Consider the following 19,988-nt stretch of genomic DNA (forward strand, 5'->3'; position numbering starts at 1 on the left):
AGATGAGTGAACGACCGAGTGGCTTCTACTACGCCGACGTCGTTGCGGTGGAGCAGCTCACGGTGCACATGGTGCGCGTGACGTTCGGCGGCGAGCATGTGGCGGGCTACCGCACCCTCGGGGTGCCCGACGAGTGTGTCGGCGTCTATTTTCCTCGGGCCGGGGAGATGAAGCCGCCGCCGATGACCGAGGTCGACGGTGTCTGGTGGTTCCACGGTCTGGACGACGCACCGGAGGGTCGCAACTACACCATTCGGCGCCTCGACGAGGCGCGCGGTGAATTGACCATCGACTTCTTCGCACACGAGGGCGGCGTCGCGGCCACGTGGGCGCAGCAGGCCGCCCCGGGGCAGACGGTGCTGTTCACGCGTCCACGATCCTGGTATTCACCTCCCGCCGACGTCGAATGGCTGCTGCTGGTCGCCGACATGACCGGGTTGCCCGCACTCGGCCGGCTCGTCGAACAATTGCCGTCCGGGGCGAAGGCTCACGCCATTGTCGAGGTGCTCGAGCGCGGCGATATTCAATCCTTCGAAACCTCGGCCGACGTCACGTTCGATTGGCGTGTGGGGACCGGAAACGGAGACAGCGCAAGCGTTCTCGACGATGCCGCGTTGGCGTACCCGCTACCCGAAGGACGCGGCTACGTGTGGTTCGCCGGTGAGGCGTCGTCCTCGCGTCGGGTGCGGAAGTACTTCCGTAAGGATCTGGGTTACGACATAGCGCATTTCGACATCATCGGATATTGGCGGGCAGATTCCGAGAAGTGGCTCGAGAAGTACAAGCAGTACCAGGAGGAAGCACTGGCGGTATACAACGGCGTCATCGAATCCGGCCGCACCGAACAGGAAGCCAGTGAGGCATTCGATGCGCTCCTCGAGCGAGTAGGGCTCTAGCTGCTGAATTCGTAGTTCGGCATTTCCAGCGTCGCCGCGTCGGGACCGAGGAACTTGCTGGTGACGGCCTGCACCGGCTTCGATCCGGCGAGGCGCAGCACGCTACGGAAAGCAGCAACTCCCACAGCAGTTTTGGGATGCGCAACGCGAGGCACGCCGGGCGGAAGCTTCTGAGCCTGCTCGACGAACGGCCGCATCCGCGTCTCGAAGGCCTCGAATCCGGCGCGATGATCGCTCGCCCGGGCGAGTTCGCCGGCGAGAACGTAGGCACCGGTGACCGACAGTGTGGTGCCCATGCCGCTCAACGGTGTTGCGCACCAGGCGGCGTCGCCGAGCATCCCGATTCTGCCGTTCGACCAGCGTGGAGCCTTCACCTGCGCGAGGTAGTCGACGTAGAGTTCCGAATCCGGTCCGAGCGAGTCGAGAATTCGGGGCACTTCCCAGCCGACGTCGGCGAACTTCGCTCGCAAGGCGGCAATCACCCGCTCGATGGACGCGCCTTCGTACCCGCCGTCGTCGGACACCCAGGACAGGCTGAAACGCGTCGTGCCGAGGTTGTCCGGGCGAAGGTTGGCGACTCTGGATCCGGGTGCGTTGCACCAACGCCACCAGCCGTCGTCGCTCGGTCCCTTCGGCAACACCCCGTAGGCGGTGTACAGACCGACCGGTGTGGTCTTCGCCTCGGCAGGAAACGCCAGTTCTCTGCTGCTGGAACGGATTCCGTCGGCGAACAGCACGAGATCGAACCTCTCCGCTGCGTCCGACGCGAACGTGACATCCACGCCGTCGGCATCCTGAGCCACGCCGACGACGCGATCGCCGTACCTGTATTCGGTTCGTGGACCGGCTGATTCGACGAGAATCCGAGCGAACTCGCCGCGCAGAATCTCCAACTCCGCCGTCGGCCCGTCGTGGGAGCCGTCGCCGGCAGGGAAGGCGGCGATGGTGGTGTCGTTCTCGTCGACGAATCGGGTGCCCTTCTCGGTGGTGCCGTTGGCGAGCAACGTCGCGTCCATGCCCATCCGCCGCAGCACCTCGCGACCCGATCCGCGGACGTCGATGTTCTGGCCGCCGTGCCGCAGGTGCGGAGCGCGTTCGACGACGGTGACGTCGTAACCGGCCTTGTCGAGCCAGAAAGCCACGGTGGGTCCGGCGATGCTGGCACCGGTGACGAGCACACGCGAAGTCATGAAGGCGGTAATGCCCAGGCGGGTGGCCGTTCAATCCCGAGGGGAAAGTAGCTGAGCCTCACCTTGGTGGTGTACCTTCTCGGATTGTCCGGTTCATCCTTTTCGTCAGGAGTCCAGTGTTCACAGTCCGTCGTTTGGCCCTGCTCTCGTGCAGCGCAACCCTCGTCCTCGGTCTCACTGCGTGCAGCTCGGGCTCCACCGACGAGGCCTCGTCCACGTCCGAGTCCGCCACCGCCGATACCGCGCTGGTGGTGTACTCCGGCCGCGGTGAAGAACTCGTCGACCCGCTGATCGAGCGCATCGGCGGCGGTATCGAGGTCGACTATTCGGGCAACACCAACGCCCAGGCCGCGAAGATCCTCGAAGAGGGCGACGCGACGCCGGCCGACGTGTTCTACGGACAGGATGCAGGTGCCCTCGGCGCTCTCGACGAGGCGGGCGCACTCGCGCCGCTGCCCGAGGACATCCTCTCGCTCGTCCCCGAGCAGTACCGTGGCACCGACGGCACCTGGGTCGCCACCTCCGCACGGGCCCGCGTGCTGGCCTACAACTCCGACTCGGTGCAGGCAGCAGACCTACCCACCGGCATCGACGGACTGCTCGACCCCCGTTGGCGCGGACAGATCGGCTACGCACCGACCAACGCGTCGTTCCAGGCCTTCGTCACGGCTCTGCGCGTGCAGCGGGGTGAGGACGGTGCTCGCACCTGGCTCGAAGGATTCGTCGCCAACGAGCCCGTCGCGTTCGAGGGCAACGGCCCGCTGCTGACTGCCGTCAACGACGGACAGGTCGCTACCGGCCTGCTCAACCACTACTACTGGTACCCGTTCAAGGACGAGAACGGCGCCGACGCTCCCGTCGAGCTGCACTACTTCGAGCCCGGTGACCCCGGCGCGCTGATCAATGTCGCCGGTGCCGGTGTGCTGGCTGCGTCGGACAACCAGGAGGCTGCATTCGACTTCGTCCGCGAGCTGCTCTCTACCGAATCGCAGACGTACTTCGCGAACGAGACCGCCGAGTACCCCGTCATCGACGGAGTCACCTCGGATTACGACCTGCCGCCGCTGTCCGACTTGGGCTCCACCGATCTCGATCTGGGCCGGCTCTCGTCCCTCGAGGAGACCCAGACCCTGCTCACCGACGTCGGAATCATCTAGTCGGTGTTCGTGTCTGCACTCCAGCCGCTTCGGCGGTGCCACTTCGGCGGTCGTCCCGTTCTCGGGACGACCGCGTTGTGCGTGGGAGCGCTGACGCTGACACCCTTGCTGTACCTGTTCGTTCGAGCGTTCGACGGTGGTACCGAGAAAGTACTGCGACTGCTCCTGCGGCAACGCACCCTCGATCTCGTCGTCCGGACAGCCACACTCGCGCTCACCGTGGTGGTTGCTTCCGTCGTGGTGGGGACGCTGCTGGCCTGGTTGACCGTACGGACCGATCTGCCGGGTCGACGCACCTTCGCGATGATCCTCGCGGCACCGTTGGCCATCCCGTCGTATGTGTCCGGGTATCTGTGGATTGCCGAATTTCCCTCCCTTGCTGGATTTTCCGGCGCTGCGCTGGTGCTCACCGTGTCCTGCTTCCCGCTGGTGATGTTGCCGGTGTTCGCGGCGTTCGCCACCGCGGACCCGTCGTTGGCCGAGGTCTCGCGCACCCTCGGCCGCGGGGCTGTGCGCACCGCATTGACCGTCGAGTGCCGTCGCGTCGTTCCGGCCGCGGCGGCAGGTGCACTTCTGGTGTCGCTGTACACCATCAGTGACTTCGGGGCGGTGGCTCTGATGCGATACGACGCCTTCACTCTCGGCATCTACAGTGCGTACCGCGGCGGACTCGACCGCACCGCGGCGGCGGTCCTCGGCCTGGTGCTCGTGGTGGGTGCGTTGGTGTTGACCCTTCTCGAACGGCGTGCTCGACGCGGCGCCACGGCGCGCGTGGGATCGGGCACCGACCGGATGGCCGAGCCTGTGGTTCTGGGCCGGTGGCGCCTGCCTGCTCTGGCCGTTGTCGTTGCTGCCCTGAGTGTTTCGGTTCTGGTACCGATTCTGGCTCTGGCCCGGTGGCTCACTCGATCGCTGCGCTTCACCGTCGACTGGTCGGATGTGCTGGCTGTCACGGCCAAGACCGTCCAGTACTCGGCGACCGCTGCCCTGGTGGTGGCTGTGCTCGCGCTGCCGGTCGCGCTGTTCGCGGCCCGATCCACCTCCAGGGGTGCCCGCACCGCCGAGTTGTCCACGTACATCGCGCACGGTCTCCCGGGCATCACCGTCGGACTTGCCACGGTGTTTCTCGGAATCAGGTTCCTACCGTCGTTCTACCAGACCGCAGTACTGCTGGTGCTGGCCTACGTGGTGCTGTTCCTGCCGTTGGCCGTCGGCAGCACCAGGGCCGTCGTCGACGCCACTCCTGTTGTTCTCGAGGACGTTTCGCGCACGCTCGGTGCCGGACGTGTGCGTACCGACCTTCGGGTGACCATTCCCGTCGCAGCACCGGGCATCGCTGCCGGGGCCGCACTGGTGTTCCTCACCGTCGCCAAGGAACTGCCGGCGACCCTGATGCTGCGACCGCGCGGAGTCGACACCCTCGCAACCACTCTGTGGTCCACCACCGAGGCGTTCCGATACGGCGAGGCGGCTCCCTACGCCGTGGCGCTGATCGTGATCTCCGTGGTTCCGACGATCGTTCTGACGCGGGCGCTGGGGCGCACGACACGGAAGAGGGTGGCATCGCCATGAGTACGGTGGTCTCCGGTCTTGTTGCCTCCTATGGCAGTACGACGGTGCTACACGGCATCGATCTCGACCTGGGCGACGGTGAGATGCTGGCCGTGCTCGGCCCCTCCGGCTGCGGCAAGACGACTCTGCTTCGATCGATCGCGGGGCTGCACCGTATCGACGCGGGTCGCATCACCTCCGACGGGCGGGACCTCTCCGTTGCCGGACGTGTCCAGGTACCCCCGGAGAAGCGGGGGATAGGCCTGATGCCGCAGGAAGGCGGCCTGTTCCCGCACCTGACCGTGCGTCGAAACATCGAATTCGGTTTGCGCACAGGGTTTCTGCGGCCGTACCTGTCCGGCCGAGCGGAGCGGATGCGACGCGTCGACGAGATGCTCGAGCTCGTTGGATTGCCCGACGCGGGTGGTGTCCAGCCCAGCGAACTCTCGGGTGGTCAGCAGCAGCGCATCGCGTTGGCACGTGCGCTGGCTCCGGCTCCGTCGGTGGTCCTGATGGACGAGCCGTTCGCCGCTCTCGATGCAGGTCTGCGCACCTCGATCAGGCAGGACGTGCGAGAGTTGTTGCAGGCCAGCAAGACCGCGTCGATCCTCGTCACCCATGACCGGGCCGAAGCGCTCGGCACGGCCGATCGTGTCGCTGTACTGCTGGGCGGACGCTGCGCCCAGATCGACACGCCGCGCCAGGTGTACGAGCGGCCTGCCACGCCCGCCGTGGCGCGCTTCGTCGGCGACGCGTACTTCGTCGATGCGGTGGGCCACGGCGGCTATGCCGAGACGATTCTCGGACGAATCGACACCATCACCCGCGCGAGTGGAACCGGGCAGGTTCTGCTCCGCCCGGAACAGTTGTCGGTCTCGGATCGGGGTGGCGGTGCATTCGTCGTCGAGCACGAGTTCTTCACCGGCCCAGAGTCTTCGGTGACTCTGCGGCACCGCGATACCGGGCTGCGACTTCGGTGCATCGCCCGCACCTCCGATCGATTCGCCCCCGGCAGTGTCGTGGACGTCTCCGTCACGTCTCCGGTGCACTGGTTTCCGCGTCAGGTGAGTTGAGGGCTATCGGGTCGGTTCCGCTGCTCGCTTGGGCATGAACAGTGCCGCGACAGCCATCACCGCGGCCGCCGCCAGGACACCCAGAAAGACCGGATGGATGGCGTCGGACAGTTGTTCGGGGCTCGGATCGCCGGAGACGCGCGAATTGACGATGGCACCGAAGATTGCGACCCCGACTGCGCTGCCGATGGACCGGGCGAACATGTTGGTCGAGGTGGCGACGCCGCGCTCGGACCATTCGACGCTCGACTGGGCGGCAATGAGGGTGGGGCTGGCGATCAGGCCCATCCCGAGGCCGATCACGAAGCACACCGCGCCCACCTGCCACACCTGTGAACCGGCACCGAGGCCGGTGGCGAATGCCGCTCCGACGACCGCGATGGAGGCACCGATGAGCGCCGTGGTGCGGAAGCCGAAGCGCAGATACACCCGTCCGGACTGTGACGCCGCGATCGGCCAGCCGAGGGTCAGGGTGGACAGCGAGAAGCCGGCGACGATCGCGCCGGTACCCAGAACGCCCTGTACGAACGTCGGCACGTATGAGGTGAGTCCGAGGATCAACGCACCGACGAGCAGCGAGATGAAGCTGCTGACCACCAGGACCCGACGCGTGAACACCCACAGCGGCAGGATGGGCTCCTCGGCGCGGGACTCCACCCACGCGAACACCGCAAGCAGTACGAAGCCCACGACGAAGATCACCAGGCTGATCGGCGAATTCCAGGCCCAGGACTGGCCGCCCTCGAGCAGGCCGAGCAGCACCATCGCTGCGCCGACAGTCAGCAGCCCGGCACCGAGGTAGTCGATCTTCGGCTTGGTGCGCTCCACGGCTCCCTCGTCGAATTTGCGCCACAGCATCACCGCGGCCAGCGCGCACAGCGGAATGTTGACGAAGAAGATCCAGCGCCAGGACAAGAACTCGGAAAAGATCCCGCCCAGCGCAGGACCGAGCACCGAGGAGATCGCCCACACGCTGGCGAGGTAGCCCTGCACCTTGGCGCGCTCGGCGAGGGTGTAGATGTCACCCGCGATCGTGATGCCCATCGGCTGCACGGCGCCCGCACCGAGACCCTGGACTGCCCGAAAGGCGATCAGGGCGGGCATGCTCCAGGCCAGGCCACACAGGACCGAGCCGAGCAGAAACACCGCGATGCCGAACAGCATGATCTTCTTGCGGCCGAACAGGTCGGCCAGTTTGCCGTACAGCGGCACCGATACGGCCTGCGCCAGAAGATAGATGGAGAACAGCCACGGAAACTGCGTGAACCCGCCCAAGTCGTCGACGATGGACAGCACCGCCGTGGCGATGATGGTCGCGTCGAGAGCGACCAGAGACGTGCTGAGCATCAACGCAACCAGTATCGGTCCGCGTTCGGAGCGGAATCCGACATCCGAGGTCGTGTTGTTCGTTGCCACGGCTATCAGTCTGATGCCTACCGGCACCCCCGCCGCCACCGGCCCAGATAGTGTTGAACACCGTGCGACCATCATTGAGTAGCTACGAGCATCTGGCCGGCGGCAAGGTCCGCGATCTCTACACCATCGACGACGCGCATCTGCTGCTCGTCGCGAGCGACCGCATCTCGGCGTACGACCACATCCTCGACACGCCGATCCCGGACAAGGGGCGGGTACTGACGGCGATGAGTGTCTTCTTCTTCGAAGAACTCGGCGGCGTGAACCATCTGGCCGGCGATCCGCTCGACGAGCGCATTCCCGCCGAACTGCTCGGCCGCGCCCTGGTGGTGAAGAAGCTGAGCATGGTGCCGATCGAATGCGTCGCGCGTGGCTATCTCACCGGCTCCGGTCTGACCGATTACAACGCGACCGGAGCGGTGTGCGGCGTCCAACTGCGACCCGGTCTGATCGAATCGAGCAAACTCGACGAGGTCATCTTCACACCCGCCGCCAAAGCAGAACTCGGCGAGCACGACGAGAACATCACCTTCGACCAGGCCGTCGAGCAGGTCGGTGCCGAACTTGCCTTCAAGCTGCGCGAGGACACCATCGAGATCTACTCGCGCGCCGCGAACTTCGCTCTGGAACGCGGAATCATTCTCGCGGACACCAAGTTCGAGTTCGGGACCGACGCCGACGGCAATCTCGTTCTCGCCGACGAGGTGCTCACTCCCGACTCGTCCCGATACTGGCCCGCTGATTCGTACGAGGAAGGTCGCGTCCAGCCGAGTTTCGACAAGCAGTTCGTCCGCGACTGGTTGACCGGCGAATCCGGTTGGGACCGCAAATCCGACACCCCACCACCACCGTTGCCGGACGACATCGTCGCCGCAACTCGCAGCCGTTACATCGAGGCCTACGAGCGCATCTCGGGTCTGAACTTCGACGATTGGGTCACGCCATGACGATCACCCCTCCCATCGCCAAGAAGGTGCCGCTCGAGCGCACTCATCACGGCGATACGTTCATCGACAACTACGAGTGGTTGCGCGCGAAGGAAGACCCCGAGGTGATCGCCTACCTCGAGGCCGAGAATGCGTACACCGAGCAGCAGACGGCCGGTCTGGAGTCGTTGCGCGGCAAGATCTTCGACGAGATCAAATCGCGCACCCAGGAGACCGACCTGTCCGTTCCGACGCGCATGGGCCAGTGGTGGTACTACTCGCGCACCGTCGAAGGAAAGTCGTACGGCCTCCAATGCCGTTGCCCCGTCGACTCTGCCGACGACTGGACACCGCCGACGCTGTCGTCCGACGTGGACGTCCCCGGCGAGCAGATCCTGCTCGACGCCAATCTCGAGGCGGAGGGTCACGACTTCTTCTCCCTCGGTGCGTTCTCGATCAGCCTCGACGGCACGTTGCTGGCGTACTCGACCGACACCGAGGGCGACGAGCGGTACACGCTGCGCTTCAAGAACCTCGAAACCGGAGAACTGCTCGCCGACACCATCGAGAACGTCGCGCCTGGAGCCACCTGGACCGCCGACGCCACCCACGTCTTCTACCTGACGGTCGACGAATCCTGGCGTCCCGACACCGTCTGGCGACACACCCTCGGTAAGACCGGAGACGTCAAGGTCTTCCACGAGCCCGACGAAAGCTACTGGGTCGGGTTCGGGTCCACCCGCAGCGAGAAGTACCTGATGATCTGGGTCGGTTCCAAGATCACCTCCGAGTGCCTCGTTCTCGAATCCACCGATCCCGAGGGTGAGTTCCGCGTCGTACTCCCGCGCACGGACGGCATCGAGTACAGCATCGAACACGCCGTCGTGGCCGGTGAGGATCGCTTCCTCATCACCCACAACGGCTCGGTGAACGGCTGGGGCACCGAGGGCGAGAAGGCCGAGAACTTCCTGCTCGCCGAAGCCCCGGTGAGCGATCCTTTGGATCAGCGCATCCTGGTGCCGCATCAGGGCGACGTCCGAGTCGAGGACATCGACGCCTTCGCCGGTCACCTGATCTTCACCTACCGGCGAGAAGCATTGACCCGCATGGCGATCTGGCCGCTGACCGACGAGGGATACGGCGAATACCGCGAGCTCGAGTTCGACGAGGAGCTGTATTCGGTCGGAGCCGGCTCGAACCCCGAGTGGGACCAGCCTCTGCTGCGGATGGTCTACACCTCGTTCATCACCCCCGGTCAGGTCTACGACCTCGACATCGCCAGCGGTGAACTGCTGCTCCGTAAATCGCAGCCGGTTCTCGGCAAGTTCGACGCCGGTGACTATGTGCAGCATCGTGATTGGGCTACCGCGCCGGACGGCACGCAGGTTCCGCTGTCGGTGATCGCTCGCAAGGACGTCCCTGAAGGGCCGGCTCCCACATTGCTGTACGGCTACGGATCGTACGAGGCGTCGATGGACCCGTCGTTCTCCGTGGCGCGCCTGTCTCTGCTCGACCGCGGCATCGTCTTCGTCGTCGCACACGTGCGCGGCGGCGGCGAGATGGGGAGGCACTGGTACGACCAGGGCAAGACGCTGAAGAAGAAGAACACCTTCACCGACTTCATCGCTGCGGCGCAGCATCTCATCGACACCGGTCGCACCTCACCGAAGCATCTGGTCGCCGACGGCGGTAGCGCAGGTGGTCTGCTGATGGGTGCGGTGGCCAATTTGGCACCCGAGCTGTTCAACGGCATCCTCGCCAACGTTCCGTTCGTGGATCCGCTCACCTCCATCCTCGACCCGTCGCTGCCGCTGACGGTCATCGAATGGGACGAATGGGGAAACCCGTTGGCGGACAAGGAGGTGTACGAGTACATGAAGTCGTACAGCCCCTACGAAAACGTCGATGCCAAGGACTACCCGTCGATCCTGGCGATCACGTCCATCAACGACACCCGCGTCCTGTACGTCGAGCCCGCCAAATGGGTTGCGGCCCTTCGTGCCACGAAGACCGGTGACTCGGACCTGCTGCTCAAGACCGAAATGAGCGCCGGCCACGGCGGTGTGAGCGGACGCTACGAGAAGTGGAAGGAAGCGGCCTTCGAGTACGCGTGGATTGTGAGCGCCTCCGGCGCACGTGCATAGAAATTCGTAGCCTGCTACGAATTTCCGCTCACAAGCGGCGGAGCCGCTCTAACGCCACACGTAGCGGACCTGCGGTCGCCCGGCCTTGCCGTATTCGGTGTGCCGGGTGACCAGGCCGTCGTCAGCCAGACGCTCGAGGTAGCGCCACGCCGTCACTCGGGAGACTCCGACGACCTTGGCGGCCTCGGATGCGTTGAGGCCGTCGGTCGACTCCTTGACGCTGGCGGTGATGCCGTCCATCGTCTGCGGGGCAATGCCTTTGGGAGTCGAGACGCGTTCGTCGGCCGTGCGCAGGTGTGCCATGGCGCGGTCGATGTCGCGTTGACTGGACGCGTTCTCGCCCGCGGGTAACGCATCGTGGAATTCGCGGTAGCGCTCGAGCTTGTCGCGGAATGCAGCGAACGTGAACGGCTTGAGCAGATACAGCACGATGCCGTGCGCCACCGCCGAACGCACCACCGACAGATCGCGCTCGGAGGTGATGGCGATGACGTCGGGGCTCGGGCGCAGGCCGCCGAGCGCCGCTGCCACGTCGATGCCACTCGCGTCGGGCAATCCGATATCGAGCAGCACCAGATCGACGGATTCGGTACTCGCGAATCTCATGGCAGCAGCGCCTGTGTGCGCTACCCCGGCCACCTCGAAGCCCGGGGTGCGCTCGACGTACGTCTTGTGGGCCTCGGCGATCAACGGTTCGTCGTCGACGATCAGTACCTTGATCACGACGGGGATCCCGGGATGGTTGCAACCAGCACCGAGCCGTACGTCACTTCCGACGTCAACGTGCCGTTGTGCCGCGTGATCACCTGTGTCACGAGCGCGAGGCCGAGCCCGCGGGAGCCGGATTTGGTCGAGTATCCCCGTCGCAGAGCAGCTTTCAATGTCTCCGGCGGCATGCCGGGACCGCTGTCCGCCACGCGGACGACGAGTTCACCGTCGGCATCGCGGACCGTCACTTCGACCCACGGTTGGTCGGATTCTTTCGAGGCATCGATGGCATTGTCTATCAGATTGCCTACCAGCGTGACCAATTCACGCGCACTGAGGACCCCCTCGTGTTCCATCGCTGTGTCGTCGGTGATCGTCAGTTCGACGCCCTGCTCGGCGGCCTGACTGACCTTGCCCAGCAGCAGTGCCGCGAGTGCCGGTTCGCCGACGGCGTTCATCAGTCGGTCGATGAGAGTTTGCGACAGCTCCAAATCGGCCGTCGCGAACTCCACGGCTTCCTCGGGCCGACCGAGTTCGACCATCGTGATGACCGTGTGCAGCCTGTTCGCCGATTCGTGAGCCTGCGAACGCAGCGACTCCGCGAAACTACGCACCGAGTCGAGCTCACCCATCAACGAGCGCAATTCGGTCTGATCGCGAATCGTCAGCACATTCCCCAGACGTCGCCCCTCCCACATCACCGGATCCTGATTGACAACCAGCACACGATCTTTCGTCAGATGCAGTTCCCCGCGCACGATGCCCGTGTCCATCTGCTGCATCGACTCCGGCAACGAGGTGAACGAGACCGGCCCTTCCGGCAGATCGAGGAGGCGTCGAGCCTCGTCGTTGACCAGCTCTGCGTCGTCGCCGCGGCCGAACACCAACAGCCCTTCACCGATCGAATGCAAGACGGCGTCGTGATGCTCGTACATGGTGCGCAGCTCCGCCGGTGCCATGCCCAGTGTCTGACGCCGGAGCCGGCGGCTGAGCAAGGTCGATCCCACAGCCGCGACGACGAAGGCGGCGAGCACGACCCCGATGATGAGCGGTAGCCCCTGAAAGAACTGGTCGCTGATCTTCTGGCGAGTGACACCGGCGGAGACGAGGCCGACGATCTCGCCGGACGAATCGGTGACCGGGGTGACCGACCGGATCGAGGGGCCGAGGGACCCGACGTAGGTCTCGGTGAAGGTCTCGCCCTGCAGTGCTCGGTCGATGTTGCCGCTGAAGGGCTTACCGATCAGGTCGACGGTGGTGTGGGTGAAACGAGTGCGATCCGGAGCCATGACAACGATGAAGTCGACGCCGGTGACCTGCCTGATCTTCTCCGTCTCCGGCTGCAGACGCGAGGTCGGATCGTCGGATTCGATGGCCAGCGGCGTCGACGGTTCGTTGGCGATGCTCACGGCGATCGCCGTGACTTCGCGTCGGGTCGCGTCGTCGCTGTTGGAGCGCTCGTTGAGCACCGTCAGGATGCCGCCGGCGAACACGACGACCGCCATGACTACGAGCTGCAGCACCAGCACCTGGCCGGCGACGCTCAGCGGCCGTTTCGAGGACACCACTTTCCTTTCGCGCAAGAAACATCGATGTGAACAGAATGAACGTATAGGTGACTCCAGTCACTGCGTGCAGCAACATCATCTCTCAGCAGGGGTGATGCACCTCACTCCACTCCCAGTAATCACGAAGTCAGCAGTTCGACTCGCGCTTCACCGGAACCCAGAAGGAACATTCATGACAATCATCGATGGCGAGCGGCACGAGATCCCGCCCACCGAGCCCAAGAAGAAGCGCGACAAGACTCACTGGCTCTACATTGCGGTCATCATCGCGGTGATCGCCGGTGTCGTCGTAGGCCTGATCTGGAAGGACTTCGGCGTCGAGCTGGCGGTTCTCGGCACGCTGTTCGTCAGCCTGATCAAGATGATGATCAGCCCGGTCATCTTCTGCACCATCGTCCTCGGTATCGGATCGGTTCGTGCAGCGGCCAGCGTCGGTCGCGTCGGCGGCCTGGCTCTGGCCTACTTCATCGCGATGTCGACCATCGCACTCGGAATTGGCATGGTTGTCGGCAACCTCATCCAGCCCGGCGAGGGACTCAACATTGTTCCTGGTGGTGGCGCCGAGTATGCCGAGGACGCGGAGGGTGCCGGCGGCACCATGGACTTCATCGCCGGAATCATCCCGGACACACTGTTGTCCTCGCTGACCGCGGGTAGCGTGCTGCAGACTCTCTTCGTCGCCATCCTGGTCGGCTTCGCGCTGCAGGCCATGGGCAAGCAGGGCGAAGGCATCCTCAAAGGCATCGGTGCAGTGCAGAAGCTTGTCTTCCGCATCCTCACCATGATCCTGTGGCTTGCCCCGATCGGTGCCTTCGGTGCCATCGCTGGTGTCGTCGGCAAGACCGGGTTCGACGCAGTCATCCAGCTCGGCACGCTGATGCTGGCCTTCTACATCACCTGCATCATCTTCGTCTTCGGGTTCCTGGGTCTGATTCTGCGATTCGTCACCGGATTCTCCATCTTCAAGCTGGCGAAGTACCTGGGCCGGGAGTACCTGCTCATTGTCGCAACCAGCTCCTCCGAGTCGGCCCTGCCGCGTTTGATCGCCAAGATGGAGCACGTCGGAGTCGAGCGCACCACCGTCGGCATCGTTGTCCCCACCGGATACTCGTTCAATCTCGACGGCACCGCGATCTACCTGACGATGGCCTCGATCTTCATCGCCGACGCCATGAACATGCCGCTCTCGATCGGTGAGCAGTTCTCCCTGCTGCTGTTCATGATCATCGCCTCGAAGGGTGCGGCCGGAGTGTCCGGTGCCGGCTTGGCCACCTTGGCCGGCGGGCTGCAGAGCCACCGTCCCGAGTTGCTGGACGGCGTCGGTCTCATCGTCGGAATCGACCGATTCATGTCCGAGGCCCGCGCACTGACCAACTTCTCCGGCAACGCGGTGGCGACCCTGCTCGTGGGCACTTGGACCAAGACCCTCGATGCCGGACGCGTCAAGGAAACGCTGGACGGCCAGCATCCGTTCGACGAAGCAACTATGGTCGACGACCACCTCCCCGAGGATGACCAGCCCGCAGACAAGCAGGTCGTCATCGAAAAGCACGCCGCCAAGGCGTAGGGCCTGCCGGGCGACGCGCATCCCCCCGTCGCCCGGTTCGGAAGAACGCAAGTACGACCCCGCCACCAGCGGGGTCGTACTTGCTTTTGTACGTCGGTTCCATTCTGTCGGTACTCACAGGTAAGTTCGGGTGATGACTGAAGTTCAGAACATCGGCATCAACACGCTGGGTGGTGCGCCCACCTCGCTCGACGAGTACGCCGGAAGGGCCGTCCTCGTGGTCAATGTCGCCTCCAAGTGTGGACTGACCCCGCAGTACGAGAAGCTCGAGAAGCTCGCCAACGAATACTCGGCCCGTGGCCTCTCGGTCGTCGGAGTGCCGTGCAACCAGTTCGGTGGCCAGGAGCCCGGCACCGCCGAAGAAATCGAAACTTTCTGCTCCACCACGTACGGCGTCACGTTCGCGATGACCGAGAAGGTCGACGTCAACGGTGACAACCAGCACCCGCTGTACGCCGAACTGACCAAGACCGAGGACGCCGAAGGCAAGGCCGGAGACGTTCAGTGGAACTTCGAGAAGTTCCTGATCTCGCCCGACGGCGTCGTCACCGATCGCTTCCGTCCGCGCACCGAGCCGGACGCTCCCGAGGTGCTCGCCGCGATCGACAAGATCCTCCCGAAGGAAACGATCGCCGTTTAGCTTCTGTCTGCATCGACGTCGAGCCTCGTTCACGCTGGTGTGCGAGGCTCGAGTCATGTCTGGACGCCTGATCGTGTCGGTGAGCGGAATCAAGAACGACACCTACGAGCATGCCGCCGAGTTCTCGCGGATCCTGGACGGGCGCGGCGTCCCGCTGTCGCTGCTCGTCGCACCGCGACTGAAAGACAAATACCGCCTTGCCGCGGACGTGCCCACCCAGGAGTGGTTGCGGGCGCGACGCGACGGCGGCGACGCGATCGTTCTGCACGGATACGACCAGGCCGCCACGAAGCGTCGACGCTCCGAGTTCGCCGCTCTGCCACGTCACGAAGCTCGACTGCGCCTGATGGCCGCGGACCGCGTGATGGAACAGACCGGACTGCGCACCCGAATCTTCGCTGCTCCGCGCTGGATCGCCTCACCCGGTGCCGTCGAAGCTCTACCTGATGCAGGATTCCGAATGCTAGCTGCGCTGAACGGGATTCACGACCTCGACCGCGACGGCGTCCTTCGTTCGCGAGTCTGGGGAATCGGTGAAGGATTCAAAGCCGAACCCTGGTGGTTCAAGGCACTGGTACTCGGCGCGGGTCGCACCGCCCGACGCGAGGGAGTGGTGCGCCTGGCCATCAGTGCCAAGCAACTCGGACGACCGGGGCCGCGACAGGCAATCCTCGATGCCATCGACCTATCCCTCCACCACGGAGCCGAAGCCGGCGTGTACGAATGGATCCCGCGCACCAAAGCCCGCGTGGCCTAGCGCCCCGTCCAACCCGCCGCTCCCGCCCCGCACCGCCCCCGGCTTGCTCTGTACCTCCAATTGGGATCAATGTGGATTTCAGTCACTCAGATTGCAAGAAAGGCGCATTGATCCGAAGGGGGTGGGGTGGTCTACTGACGCGAATGGGGTGATCGCGGTCGTAGACTCGCAACAATGAGTGCCTCGACTGTGACCCTGGACGATATCGTTGCCGCACATCGACACATGCGTGAACGCAATCCGCTGGTGCAGTGCCTGACCAACACCGTGTCGGTTCAGTTCGTGGCGAATGCGCTGTTAGCCGCGGGTGCCGCTCCGGCGATGGTCGACAACCCCGAAGAAGCAGCCGGTTTCGCGGGTATCGCCGACGCGGTTCTCGTCAACCTGGGGACCCCGACGGCAGCGCAGGTGGAGAGTTCTCGGCTGGCGTCGGCCGCTGCGAGGGACGCGGGTAAGCCATGGGTACTCGATCCGGTAGGGGCGGGCGGTCTGCCGTGGCGAACGCAGGTGGCCGTCGAGCTACTTGTCAACCGGCCCAGTGTCATTCGCGCGAACGCGTCCGAGGTTATGGGTCTGGCAGGTGCTCGGGGCGCATCGAGAGGGGTGGATTCGTCTGCGCGAGCCGAAGATTCGGTTGATGCGGCGCGCTCGCTGCTCGATCGAGCCGACGTGGTAGCCGCATCGGGGGAGACCGATCACATCCTCGGCCCCGGCGGCATGGTGAAGGTGGGCGGCGGAAGCGCACTGCTGCAACGGGTTACGGCTACCGGGTGTGCGCTCGGTGCGCTGACGGCTGCCTACTGTTCGGTTGCTCCGAACGCGCTGATCGGTGCCGTCGCCGCGCACGCGCATGTCGCGGCGGCGTCGGAGATCGCGGCCCGGTCGACCTCGCGGCCGGGATCATTCGCCGTTGCGTTCCTCGACGGACTCGACACGGTCGACGAGTCGGCAATTCGTGAATTGGTTCGGCTCGACATCGGCTGGCCTGAATGACCCGCGCTCCAGTATGCAGCTGGTGCTCCACTGTGCCGCAGTATCCGCGGGAAGGTCGCAAAAAGTGCGCGTAGTGGTGCGAAGAATGCAGATCGCTGCGAAGGTAACGGACCCTTGATCGAAATGTGATGTAACGGAACATGTTTGCGAGTGGACATACCTGGCGTCGGACAATACGAACCAGGCGGTCTACATGAAACGACTTCTACTCGTCACCCTCAGTGCGTTCGCCCTAGTCGCGTGCGGCAACTCGGACGGTCCGGTCGCAGCGCCGCCCACTACTGCGCCGACTACTGTGCCCCCGGCAAGCGTCCTGCCCCAGGCCAACCAGCCGCAAGCTGAGGCCGAGGCGAGCCGGCCGACAGTCGACACAGGGGATGCGGAGCCGAGCGGGCCGATCGATTGGAACACCGAAGAGCTTCCCGAGAACAACTCCATTCCCGACGCGACCGAGCCTGTGACCTGCCTCGACATGTCGTCCAGCTCGGTGACCGAAGCCGTGAACTCGCTGCCGCTGGTCTTCGCCGATTCACCGTGGGTCGCGACGCGGATGGGCGACCCGTGTGCGTCGTTCACCTGGGTCGAAGCGCTCCCGTCCGGGGCAACGGTGAGCTCGCCGACACATCTGCTCTTCTTTGACAACACCGACTACCTCGGCACCGCGACGCTGGAGCCGTACGGGTTCACGTCGGTGGCGGCCCAGTCCGCCGACACGATCACAGTCAACTACCGCTGGCCACTCGCCGGTGACGCGAATGCGAACCCGACCGGCGGACCCGCCACGATCGACTACCAGTGGGACGGAACGCAAGTGACCATGATCGGCACCCTTCCGCCCGAGGTCATCGGTTAGATCGAGACGGCCGATTCCTTGGTCAGCTCGCGGAATTCGGCGTCGGACATGTCCTTGAAGCGGCCGTAGTACGCGCCGGTCGCCTGGTCGGCAATCACTGCCTGATGAATGGGGAACGCCATCTTCGGAGCCACCGCGCGCAGGAACTCGACGGTCTCGGACAGCTTGGACCACGGTGCGGCCGCGGGAAGAGCGAGTACGTCGACCTGCTGCTCGGGAACGAACAGTGAGTCACCGGGATGGAACAGCTGGCCCGGGTTCTCGGGAGTACCGAGCAGGTAGCCGGTGTTGTCGATCTCCGGCAGTTCCGGATGGATGACGGCGTGGGTGCCGCCGACCCCGGTGACCGTGATGCCGCCGACGGTGAATGCATCGCCTGCGGGAGCTGCAGTCCACCGCTCGCCCAGTTGGCCCGCGGTCATCGGATCGGCATGCAGTGCCGCTCGCGGATTCGCTTCGAGAAGCGCCGGAAGTCGTTGCAAATCGACGTGATCCGGGTGCTGATGGGTGACGAGGATGGCATCGAGTCCGGTGATGCCCTCGAACCCGTGGGAGAACGTGCCGGGATCGAACAGCACGGTGGTGCCGTTGAGTTCGACGAGAACGCAGGAATGTCCGAAGTGTGTCAGCTGCATGGACTCCACAGTAAGCGCGGTTTCGCGCCTCCCGCCAGGGCTGCGTAGACTCCCACCTGCCGGTAACTGTCTTGCTGTACGTATTTCAAGGAGCGCTTTCGTGGCCCGAGTCGTTGTCGATGTCATGCCCAAGGCCGAGATTCTCGATCCGCAGGGTCAAGCGATCGCGGGCGCGCTGGGCCGTCTGGGTATCTCCGGTGTATCCGACGTGCGACAGGGCAAGCGTTTCGAGCTCGAGGTCGACGACTCCGTGGACGACGCCGAGCTGGAGAAGATCGCAGAATCACTGCTGGCAAACACGGTCATCGAAGACTGGACGGTCACTCGTGTGTCGGTAGAGCCCGCCGCATGAGCGCCCGTATCGGAGTCATCACCTTCCCCGGGACCCTCGACGACGTCGACGCCTCCCGCGCAGTCACCCTCGCCGGCGGAGAAGCCGTCAGCCTGTGGCACGCCGACGCCGACCTGAAGAACGTCGACGCCATCGTCGTCCCCGGCGGATTCTCCTACGGCGACTACCTGCGGGCCGGCGCAATCGCACGCTTCGCTCCCGTGATGGAGTCCGTCGTGAAGGCAGCCGAGGGCGGTATGCCGGTTCTCGGGATCTGCAACGGCTTTCAGGTGCTCTGCGAGGTGGGGCTGCTACCCGGTGCGCTCACCCGCAACGAAGGCCTGCACTTCGTCTGCCGTGATCAATGGCTGGCAGTGGAGAACACCGACACCGCGTGGTCGTCGCGATACGAGCCCGGTGCCGAGATTCTGATCCCGGTCAAGAATGCCGAGGGAAGATTCCAAGCACCGCAGAACGTGCTCGACGAGCTCGAGGGCGAGGGTCGCGTCGTGTTCCGCTACAGCGGTACCAACCCGAACGGATCGCAGCGGGGGATCGCCGGCATCTCCTCGGCCAACGGTCGGGTCGTCGGTCTGATGCCGCACCCCGAACACGCCACCGAGCCGCTGACCGGGCCGAGCGACGACGGCCTGGGCATCTTCTATTCGGCACTGGACACGATCGTCAACGCCTGAGTTTCATGTCGGTGGCCGCGGCTACTGTGCCGCCATGACACTGACGCTGGGCATGATCACGTTCGACACCACCGATCCGGGACCGCTCGCACGCTGGTGGGCGGCGCAGGTCGATGGGTCGATCGTAGAGGAGAACGACGGCTGGTTCTACGTCGTCGAACTCGCTGCGACACCGTATCGATTGGCGTTTCAGAAGATCGACGACCCGACTCCCGGAAAGAACCGTATCCACCTCGACATGACGACCGCGAACCTCGACGGTGAGGTTGCGCGCCTGGTCGAAGCCGGTGCAAGCGAGGTTGCGCAACACGCCATGGGCGACTTTCGCTGGGTGACGCTGAGCGACCCCGACGGCAACGTGTTCTGCGTGTCCGGTTCGCACTGAGCGCCGAATGCCGGCTCAGGCATGGGTGACTCTCGTGGTCGGTGTACTCGCCGTCGTCGGAGTCGCTCTCACCATTCGTCAGCGCACCGTTGCCGATAAACGGGCCCAGGCCTGGCAGCGGATCGCCTGGTGCCTCGACCACACCGTCAGCGACAGTGATGATGAAGCGGAGCTCGGCTGGGACGTCTTTGCGACGGTCACCGACTCCCCGCTCATCACCAGCGCCGAACGCAAGGTGCTGCTGGCCGTGGCGGGCCGATCTGCACGTCGCGCACTGGCACAACCGCACGAAACCGAGGACACTGACGGTGAGAGCGAGCAGGAGGACCCGCGATGACCAGTACCGACGCACGCAACATCAAAGCACCACGGCCGACGGTCGCCGCTGCCGCTGCCCGCGCATACATCACCATGGCCGAACGCGATCATCAACCCGTACCCGACTGGATTCGCGACGCCGCAGCGGGACGGCCGACCACCCCGCCGCCCGAATAGCGGGTCTA

General features: G+C 64.8%; 21 protein-coding genes. 16 read left to right on the forward strand and 5 right to left on the reverse strand.

Going from position 1 to position 19,988, the window contains the following annotated elements:
- Nucleotides 1-2: 2 nt before the first annotated feature.
- Nucleotides 3-896 (forward strand): siderophore-interacting protein, encoded by an 894-nt coding sequence (locus ASG84_RS07330; RefSeq protein WP_057476350.1) that lies wholly within the window; start codon nt 3-5, stop codon nt 894-896.
- Here the strand turns inward: ASG84_RS07330 and ASG84_RS07335 are convergent.
- Complete coding sequence (locus ASG84_RS07335) at nt 893-2,086, reverse strand: FAD-dependent monooxygenase (RefSeq protein ID WP_057476351.1); 1,194 nt, start codon at nt 2,084-2,086, stop codon at nt 893-895. The genes ASG84_RS07330 and ASG84_RS07335 overlap by 4 nt on opposite strands.
- Nucleotides 2,087-2,202: 116 nt before the next feature.
- Between ASG84_RS07335 and ASG84_RS07340 the strand changes: the two genes are divergently transcribed.
- From ASG84_RS07340 to ASG84_RS07350, 3 genes are read left to right on the forward strand one after another with little or no spacing between them, the layout of a single operon-like run.
- Nucleotides 2,203-3,243: an iron ABC transporter substrate-binding protein gene (locus ASG84_RS07340; protein ID WP_057476352.1), complete on the forward strand. Its 1,041-nt coding sequence runs from the start codon at nt 2,203-2,205 to the stop codon at nt 3,241-3,243.
- A gap of 9 nt (nt 3,244-3,252) precedes the next feature.
- A complete protein-coding gene (locus tag ASG84_RS07345; RefSeq protein WP_235581573.1) occupies nt 3,253-4,815 on the forward strand; it encodes an ABC transporter permease in 1,563 nt (520 codons plus the stop codon).
- Nucleotides 4,812-5,867 (forward strand): ABC transporter ATP-binding protein, encoded by a 1,056-nt coding sequence (locus ASG84_RS07350; RefSeq protein ID WP_057476353.1) that lies wholly within the window; start codon nt 4,812-4,814, stop codon nt 5,865-5,867. Before ASG84_RS07345 ends, ASG84_RS07350 begins: the two co-directional genes overlap by 4 nt.
- 3 nt (nt 5,868-5,870) lie before the next feature.
- On the opposite strand, the gene ASG84_RS07355 is transcribed toward ASG84_RS07350, so the two are convergent.
- Nucleotides 5,871-7,283 carry an MDR family MFS transporter gene (locus ASG84_RS07355; RefSeq protein ID WP_057476354.1) on the reverse strand — a complete coding sequence of 471 codons (1,413 nt, stop codon included), beginning with the start codon at nt 7,281-7,283 and terminating at the stop codon, nt 5,871-5,873.
- Nucleotides 7,284-7,345: 62 nt separating this feature from the next.
- Between ASG84_RS07355 and ASG84_RS07360 the strand changes: the two genes are divergently transcribed.
- Both ASG84_RS07360 and ASG84_RS07365 read left to right on the forward strand, forming a co-directional pair.
- A complete protein-coding gene (locus ASG84_RS07360) occupies nt 7,346-8,230 on the forward strand; it encodes a phosphoribosylaminoimidazolesuccinocarboxamide synthase (protein ID WP_057476404.1) in 885 nt (294 codons plus the stop codon).
- Nucleotides 8,227-10,353, forward strand: a complete 2,127-nt coding sequence (locus tag ASG84_RS07365) for a S9 family peptidase (protein ID WP_057476355.1) — start codon at nt 8,227-8,229, stop codon at nt 10,351-10,353. Before ASG84_RS07360 ends, ASG84_RS07365 begins: the two co-directional genes overlap by 4 nt.
- A gap of 48 nt (nt 10,354-10,401) precedes the next feature.
- Here the strand turns inward: ASG84_RS07365 and ASG84_RS07370 are convergent, their stop codons facing one another.
- On the reverse strand, nt 10,402-11,076 hold the full coding sequence (locus ASG84_RS07370) for a response regulator (RefSeq protein WP_057476356.1): 675 nt from the start codon (nt 11,074-11,076) through the stop codon (nt 10,402-10,404).
- The gene (locus ASG84_RS07375) at nt 11,073-12,566 is read right to left on the reverse strand and encodes a sensor histidine kinase (protein WP_235581580.1); all 1,494 of its coding nucleotides are present in this window, start codon (nt 12,564-12,566) and stop codon (nt 11,073-11,075) included. The genes ASG84_RS07370 and ASG84_RS07375 overlap by 4 nt, the downstream gene beginning before the upstream one ends.
- A gap of 235 nt (nt 12,567-12,801) precedes the next feature.
- Here ASG84_RS07375 and ASG84_RS07380 point away from each other — a divergent pair, with 235 nt between their 5' ends.
- The 5 genes from ASG84_RS07380 to ASG84_RS07400 all read left to right on the forward strand — a co-directional run bounded on the left by ASG84_RS07380 (nt 12,802) and on the right by ASG84_RS07400 (nt 17,439).
- Complete coding sequence (locus ASG84_RS07380; protein WP_057476357.1) at nt 12,802-14,196, forward strand: cation:dicarboxylate symporter family transporter; 1,395 nt, start codon at nt 12,802-12,804, stop codon at nt 14,194-14,196.
- A gap of 130 nt (nt 14,197-14,326) precedes the next feature.
- Nucleotides 14,327-14,836: a glutathione peroxidase gene (locus ASG84_RS07385; RefSeq protein WP_420030309.1), complete on the forward strand. Its 510-nt coding sequence runs from the start codon at nt 14,327-14,329 to the stop codon at nt 14,834-14,836.
- A gap of 55 nt (nt 14,837-14,891) precedes the next feature.
- Nucleotides 14,892-15,593 (forward strand): DUF2334 domain-containing protein, encoded by a 702-nt coding sequence (locus ASG84_RS07390; RefSeq protein WP_057476406.1) that lies wholly within the window; start codon nt 14,892-14,894, stop codon nt 15,591-15,593.
- A gap of 174 nt (nt 15,594-15,767) precedes the next feature.
- The gene (gene thiM, locus ASG84_RS07395; RefSeq protein WP_057476359.1) at nt 15,768-16,586 is read left to right on the forward strand and encodes a hydroxyethylthiazole kinase; all 819 of its coding nucleotides are present in this window, start codon (nt 15,768-15,770) and stop codon (nt 16,584-16,586) included.
- A 193-nt stretch (nt 16,587-16,779) separates the two neighbouring features.
- On the forward strand, nt 16,780-17,439 hold the full coding sequence (locus tag ASG84_RS07400) for an LppP/LprE family lipoprotein (RefSeq protein WP_057476360.1): 660 nt from the start codon (nt 16,780-16,782) through the stop codon (nt 17,437-17,439).
- On the opposite strand, the gene ASG84_RS07405 is transcribed toward ASG84_RS07400, so the two are convergent.
- The gene (locus tag ASG84_RS07405) at nt 17,436-18,074 is read right to left on the reverse strand and encodes an MBL fold metallo-hydrolase (protein ID WP_057476361.1); all 639 of its coding nucleotides are present in this window, start codon (nt 18,072-18,074) and stop codon (nt 17,436-17,438) included. The genes ASG84_RS07400 and ASG84_RS07405 overlap by 4 nt on opposite strands.
- A gap of 100 nt (nt 18,075-18,174) precedes the next feature.
- Here ASG84_RS07405 and purS point away from each other — a divergent pair, with 100 nt between their 5' ends.
- The 5 genes from purS to ASG84_RS27370 are packed head-to-tail and all read left to right on the forward strand — an operon-like array spanning nt 18,175 to nt 19,980.
- A complete protein-coding gene (purS, locus tag ASG84_RS07410) occupies nt 18,175-18,426 on the forward strand; it encodes a phosphoribosylformylglycinamidine synthase subunit PurS (protein ID WP_032376367.1) in 252 nt (83 codons plus the stop codon).
- Nucleotides 18,423-19,100, forward strand: coding sequence for a phosphoribosylformylglycinamidine synthase subunit PurQ (purQ, locus tag ASG84_RS07415; protein ID WP_032376368.1), 678 nt, complete (start codon nt 18,423-18,425; stop codon nt 19,098-19,100). Before purS ends, purQ begins: the two co-directional genes overlap by 4 nt.
- Nucleotides 19,101-19,134: 34 nt before the next feature.
- On the forward strand, nt 19,135-19,485 hold the full coding sequence (locus ASG84_RS07420) for a VOC family protein (RefSeq protein ID WP_057476362.1): 351 nt from the start codon (nt 19,135-19,137) through the stop codon (nt 19,483-19,485).
- Nucleotides 19,486-19,492: 7 nt separating this feature from the next.
- Nucleotides 19,493-19,822: a hypothetical protein gene (locus ASG84_RS07425; RefSeq protein ID WP_057476363.1), complete on the forward strand. Its 330-nt coding sequence runs from the start codon at nt 19,493-19,495 to the stop codon at nt 19,820-19,822.
- Complete coding sequence (locus tag ASG84_RS27370) at nt 19,819-19,980, forward strand: hypothetical protein (RefSeq protein ID WP_156399415.1); 162 nt, start codon at nt 19,819-19,821, stop codon at nt 19,978-19,980. The genes ASG84_RS07425 and ASG84_RS27370 overlap by 4 nt, the downstream gene beginning before the upstream one ends.
- Nucleotides 19,981-19,988 lie beyond the last annotated feature (8 nt).

The organism is Rhodococcus sp. Leaf278, from assembly GCF_001426085.1.
In the GTDB taxonomy this organism is placed as follows: domain Bacteria; phylum Actinomycetota; class Actinomycetes; order Mycobacteriales; family Mycobacteriaceae; genus Rhodococcoides.

Coding starts and splice junctions, on each gene's coding strand:
- ASG84_RS07330 (WP_057476350.1), top strand. CDS start 3: ATGAGTGAACGACCGAGTGGCTTCTACTACGCCGACGTCGTTGCGGTG.
- ASG84_RS07335 (WP_057476351.1), bottom strand. CDS start 2,086: ATGACTTCGCGTGTGCTCGTCACCGGTGCCAGCATCGCCGGACCCACC.
- ASG84_RS07350 (WP_057476353.1), top strand. CDS start 4,812: ATGAGTACGGTGGTCTCCGGTCTTGTTGCCTCCTATGGCAGTACGACG.
- ASG84_RS07365 (WP_057476355.1), top strand. CDS start 8,227: ATGACGATCACCCCTCCCATCGCCAAGAAGGTGCCGCTCGAGCGCACT.
- ASG84_RS07375 (WP_235581580.1), bottom strand. CDS start 12,566: ATGGCGGTCGTCGTGTTCGCCGGCGGCATCCTGACGGTGCTCAACGAG.
- ASG84_RS07380 (WP_057476357.1), top strand. CDS start 12,802: ATGACAATCATCGATGGCGAGCGGCACGAGATCCCGCCCACCGAGCCC.
- ASG84_RS07390 (WP_057476406.1), top strand. CDS start 14,892: ATGTCTGGACGCCTGATCGTGTCGGTGAGCGGAATCAAGAACGACACC.
- thiM (WP_057476359.1), top strand. CDS start 15,768: ATGAGTGCCTCGACTGTGACCCTGGACGATATCGTTGCCGCACATCGA.
- ASG84_RS07400 (WP_057476360.1), top strand. CDS start 16,780: ATGAAACGACTTCTACTCGTCACCCTCAGTGCGTTCGCCCTAGTCGCG.
- ASG84_RS07405 (WP_057476361.1), bottom strand. CDS start 18,074: ATGCAGCTGACACACTTCGGACATTCCTGCGTTCTCGTCGAACTCAAC.
- purQ (WP_032376368.1), top strand. CDS start 18,423: ATGAGCGCCCGTATCGGAGTCATCACCTTCCCCGGGACCCTCGACGAC.
- ASG84_RS07420 (WP_057476362.1), top strand. CDS start 19,135: ATGACACTGACGCTGGGCATGATCACGTTCGACACCACCGATCCGGGA.
- ASG84_RS07425 (WP_057476363.1), top strand. CDS start 19,493: ATGCCGGCTCAGGCATGGGTGACTCTCGTGGTCGGTGTACTCGCCGTC.
- ASG84_RS27370 (WP_156399415.1), top strand. CDS start 19,819: ATGACCAGTACCGACGCACGCAACATCAAAGCACCACGGCCGACGGTC.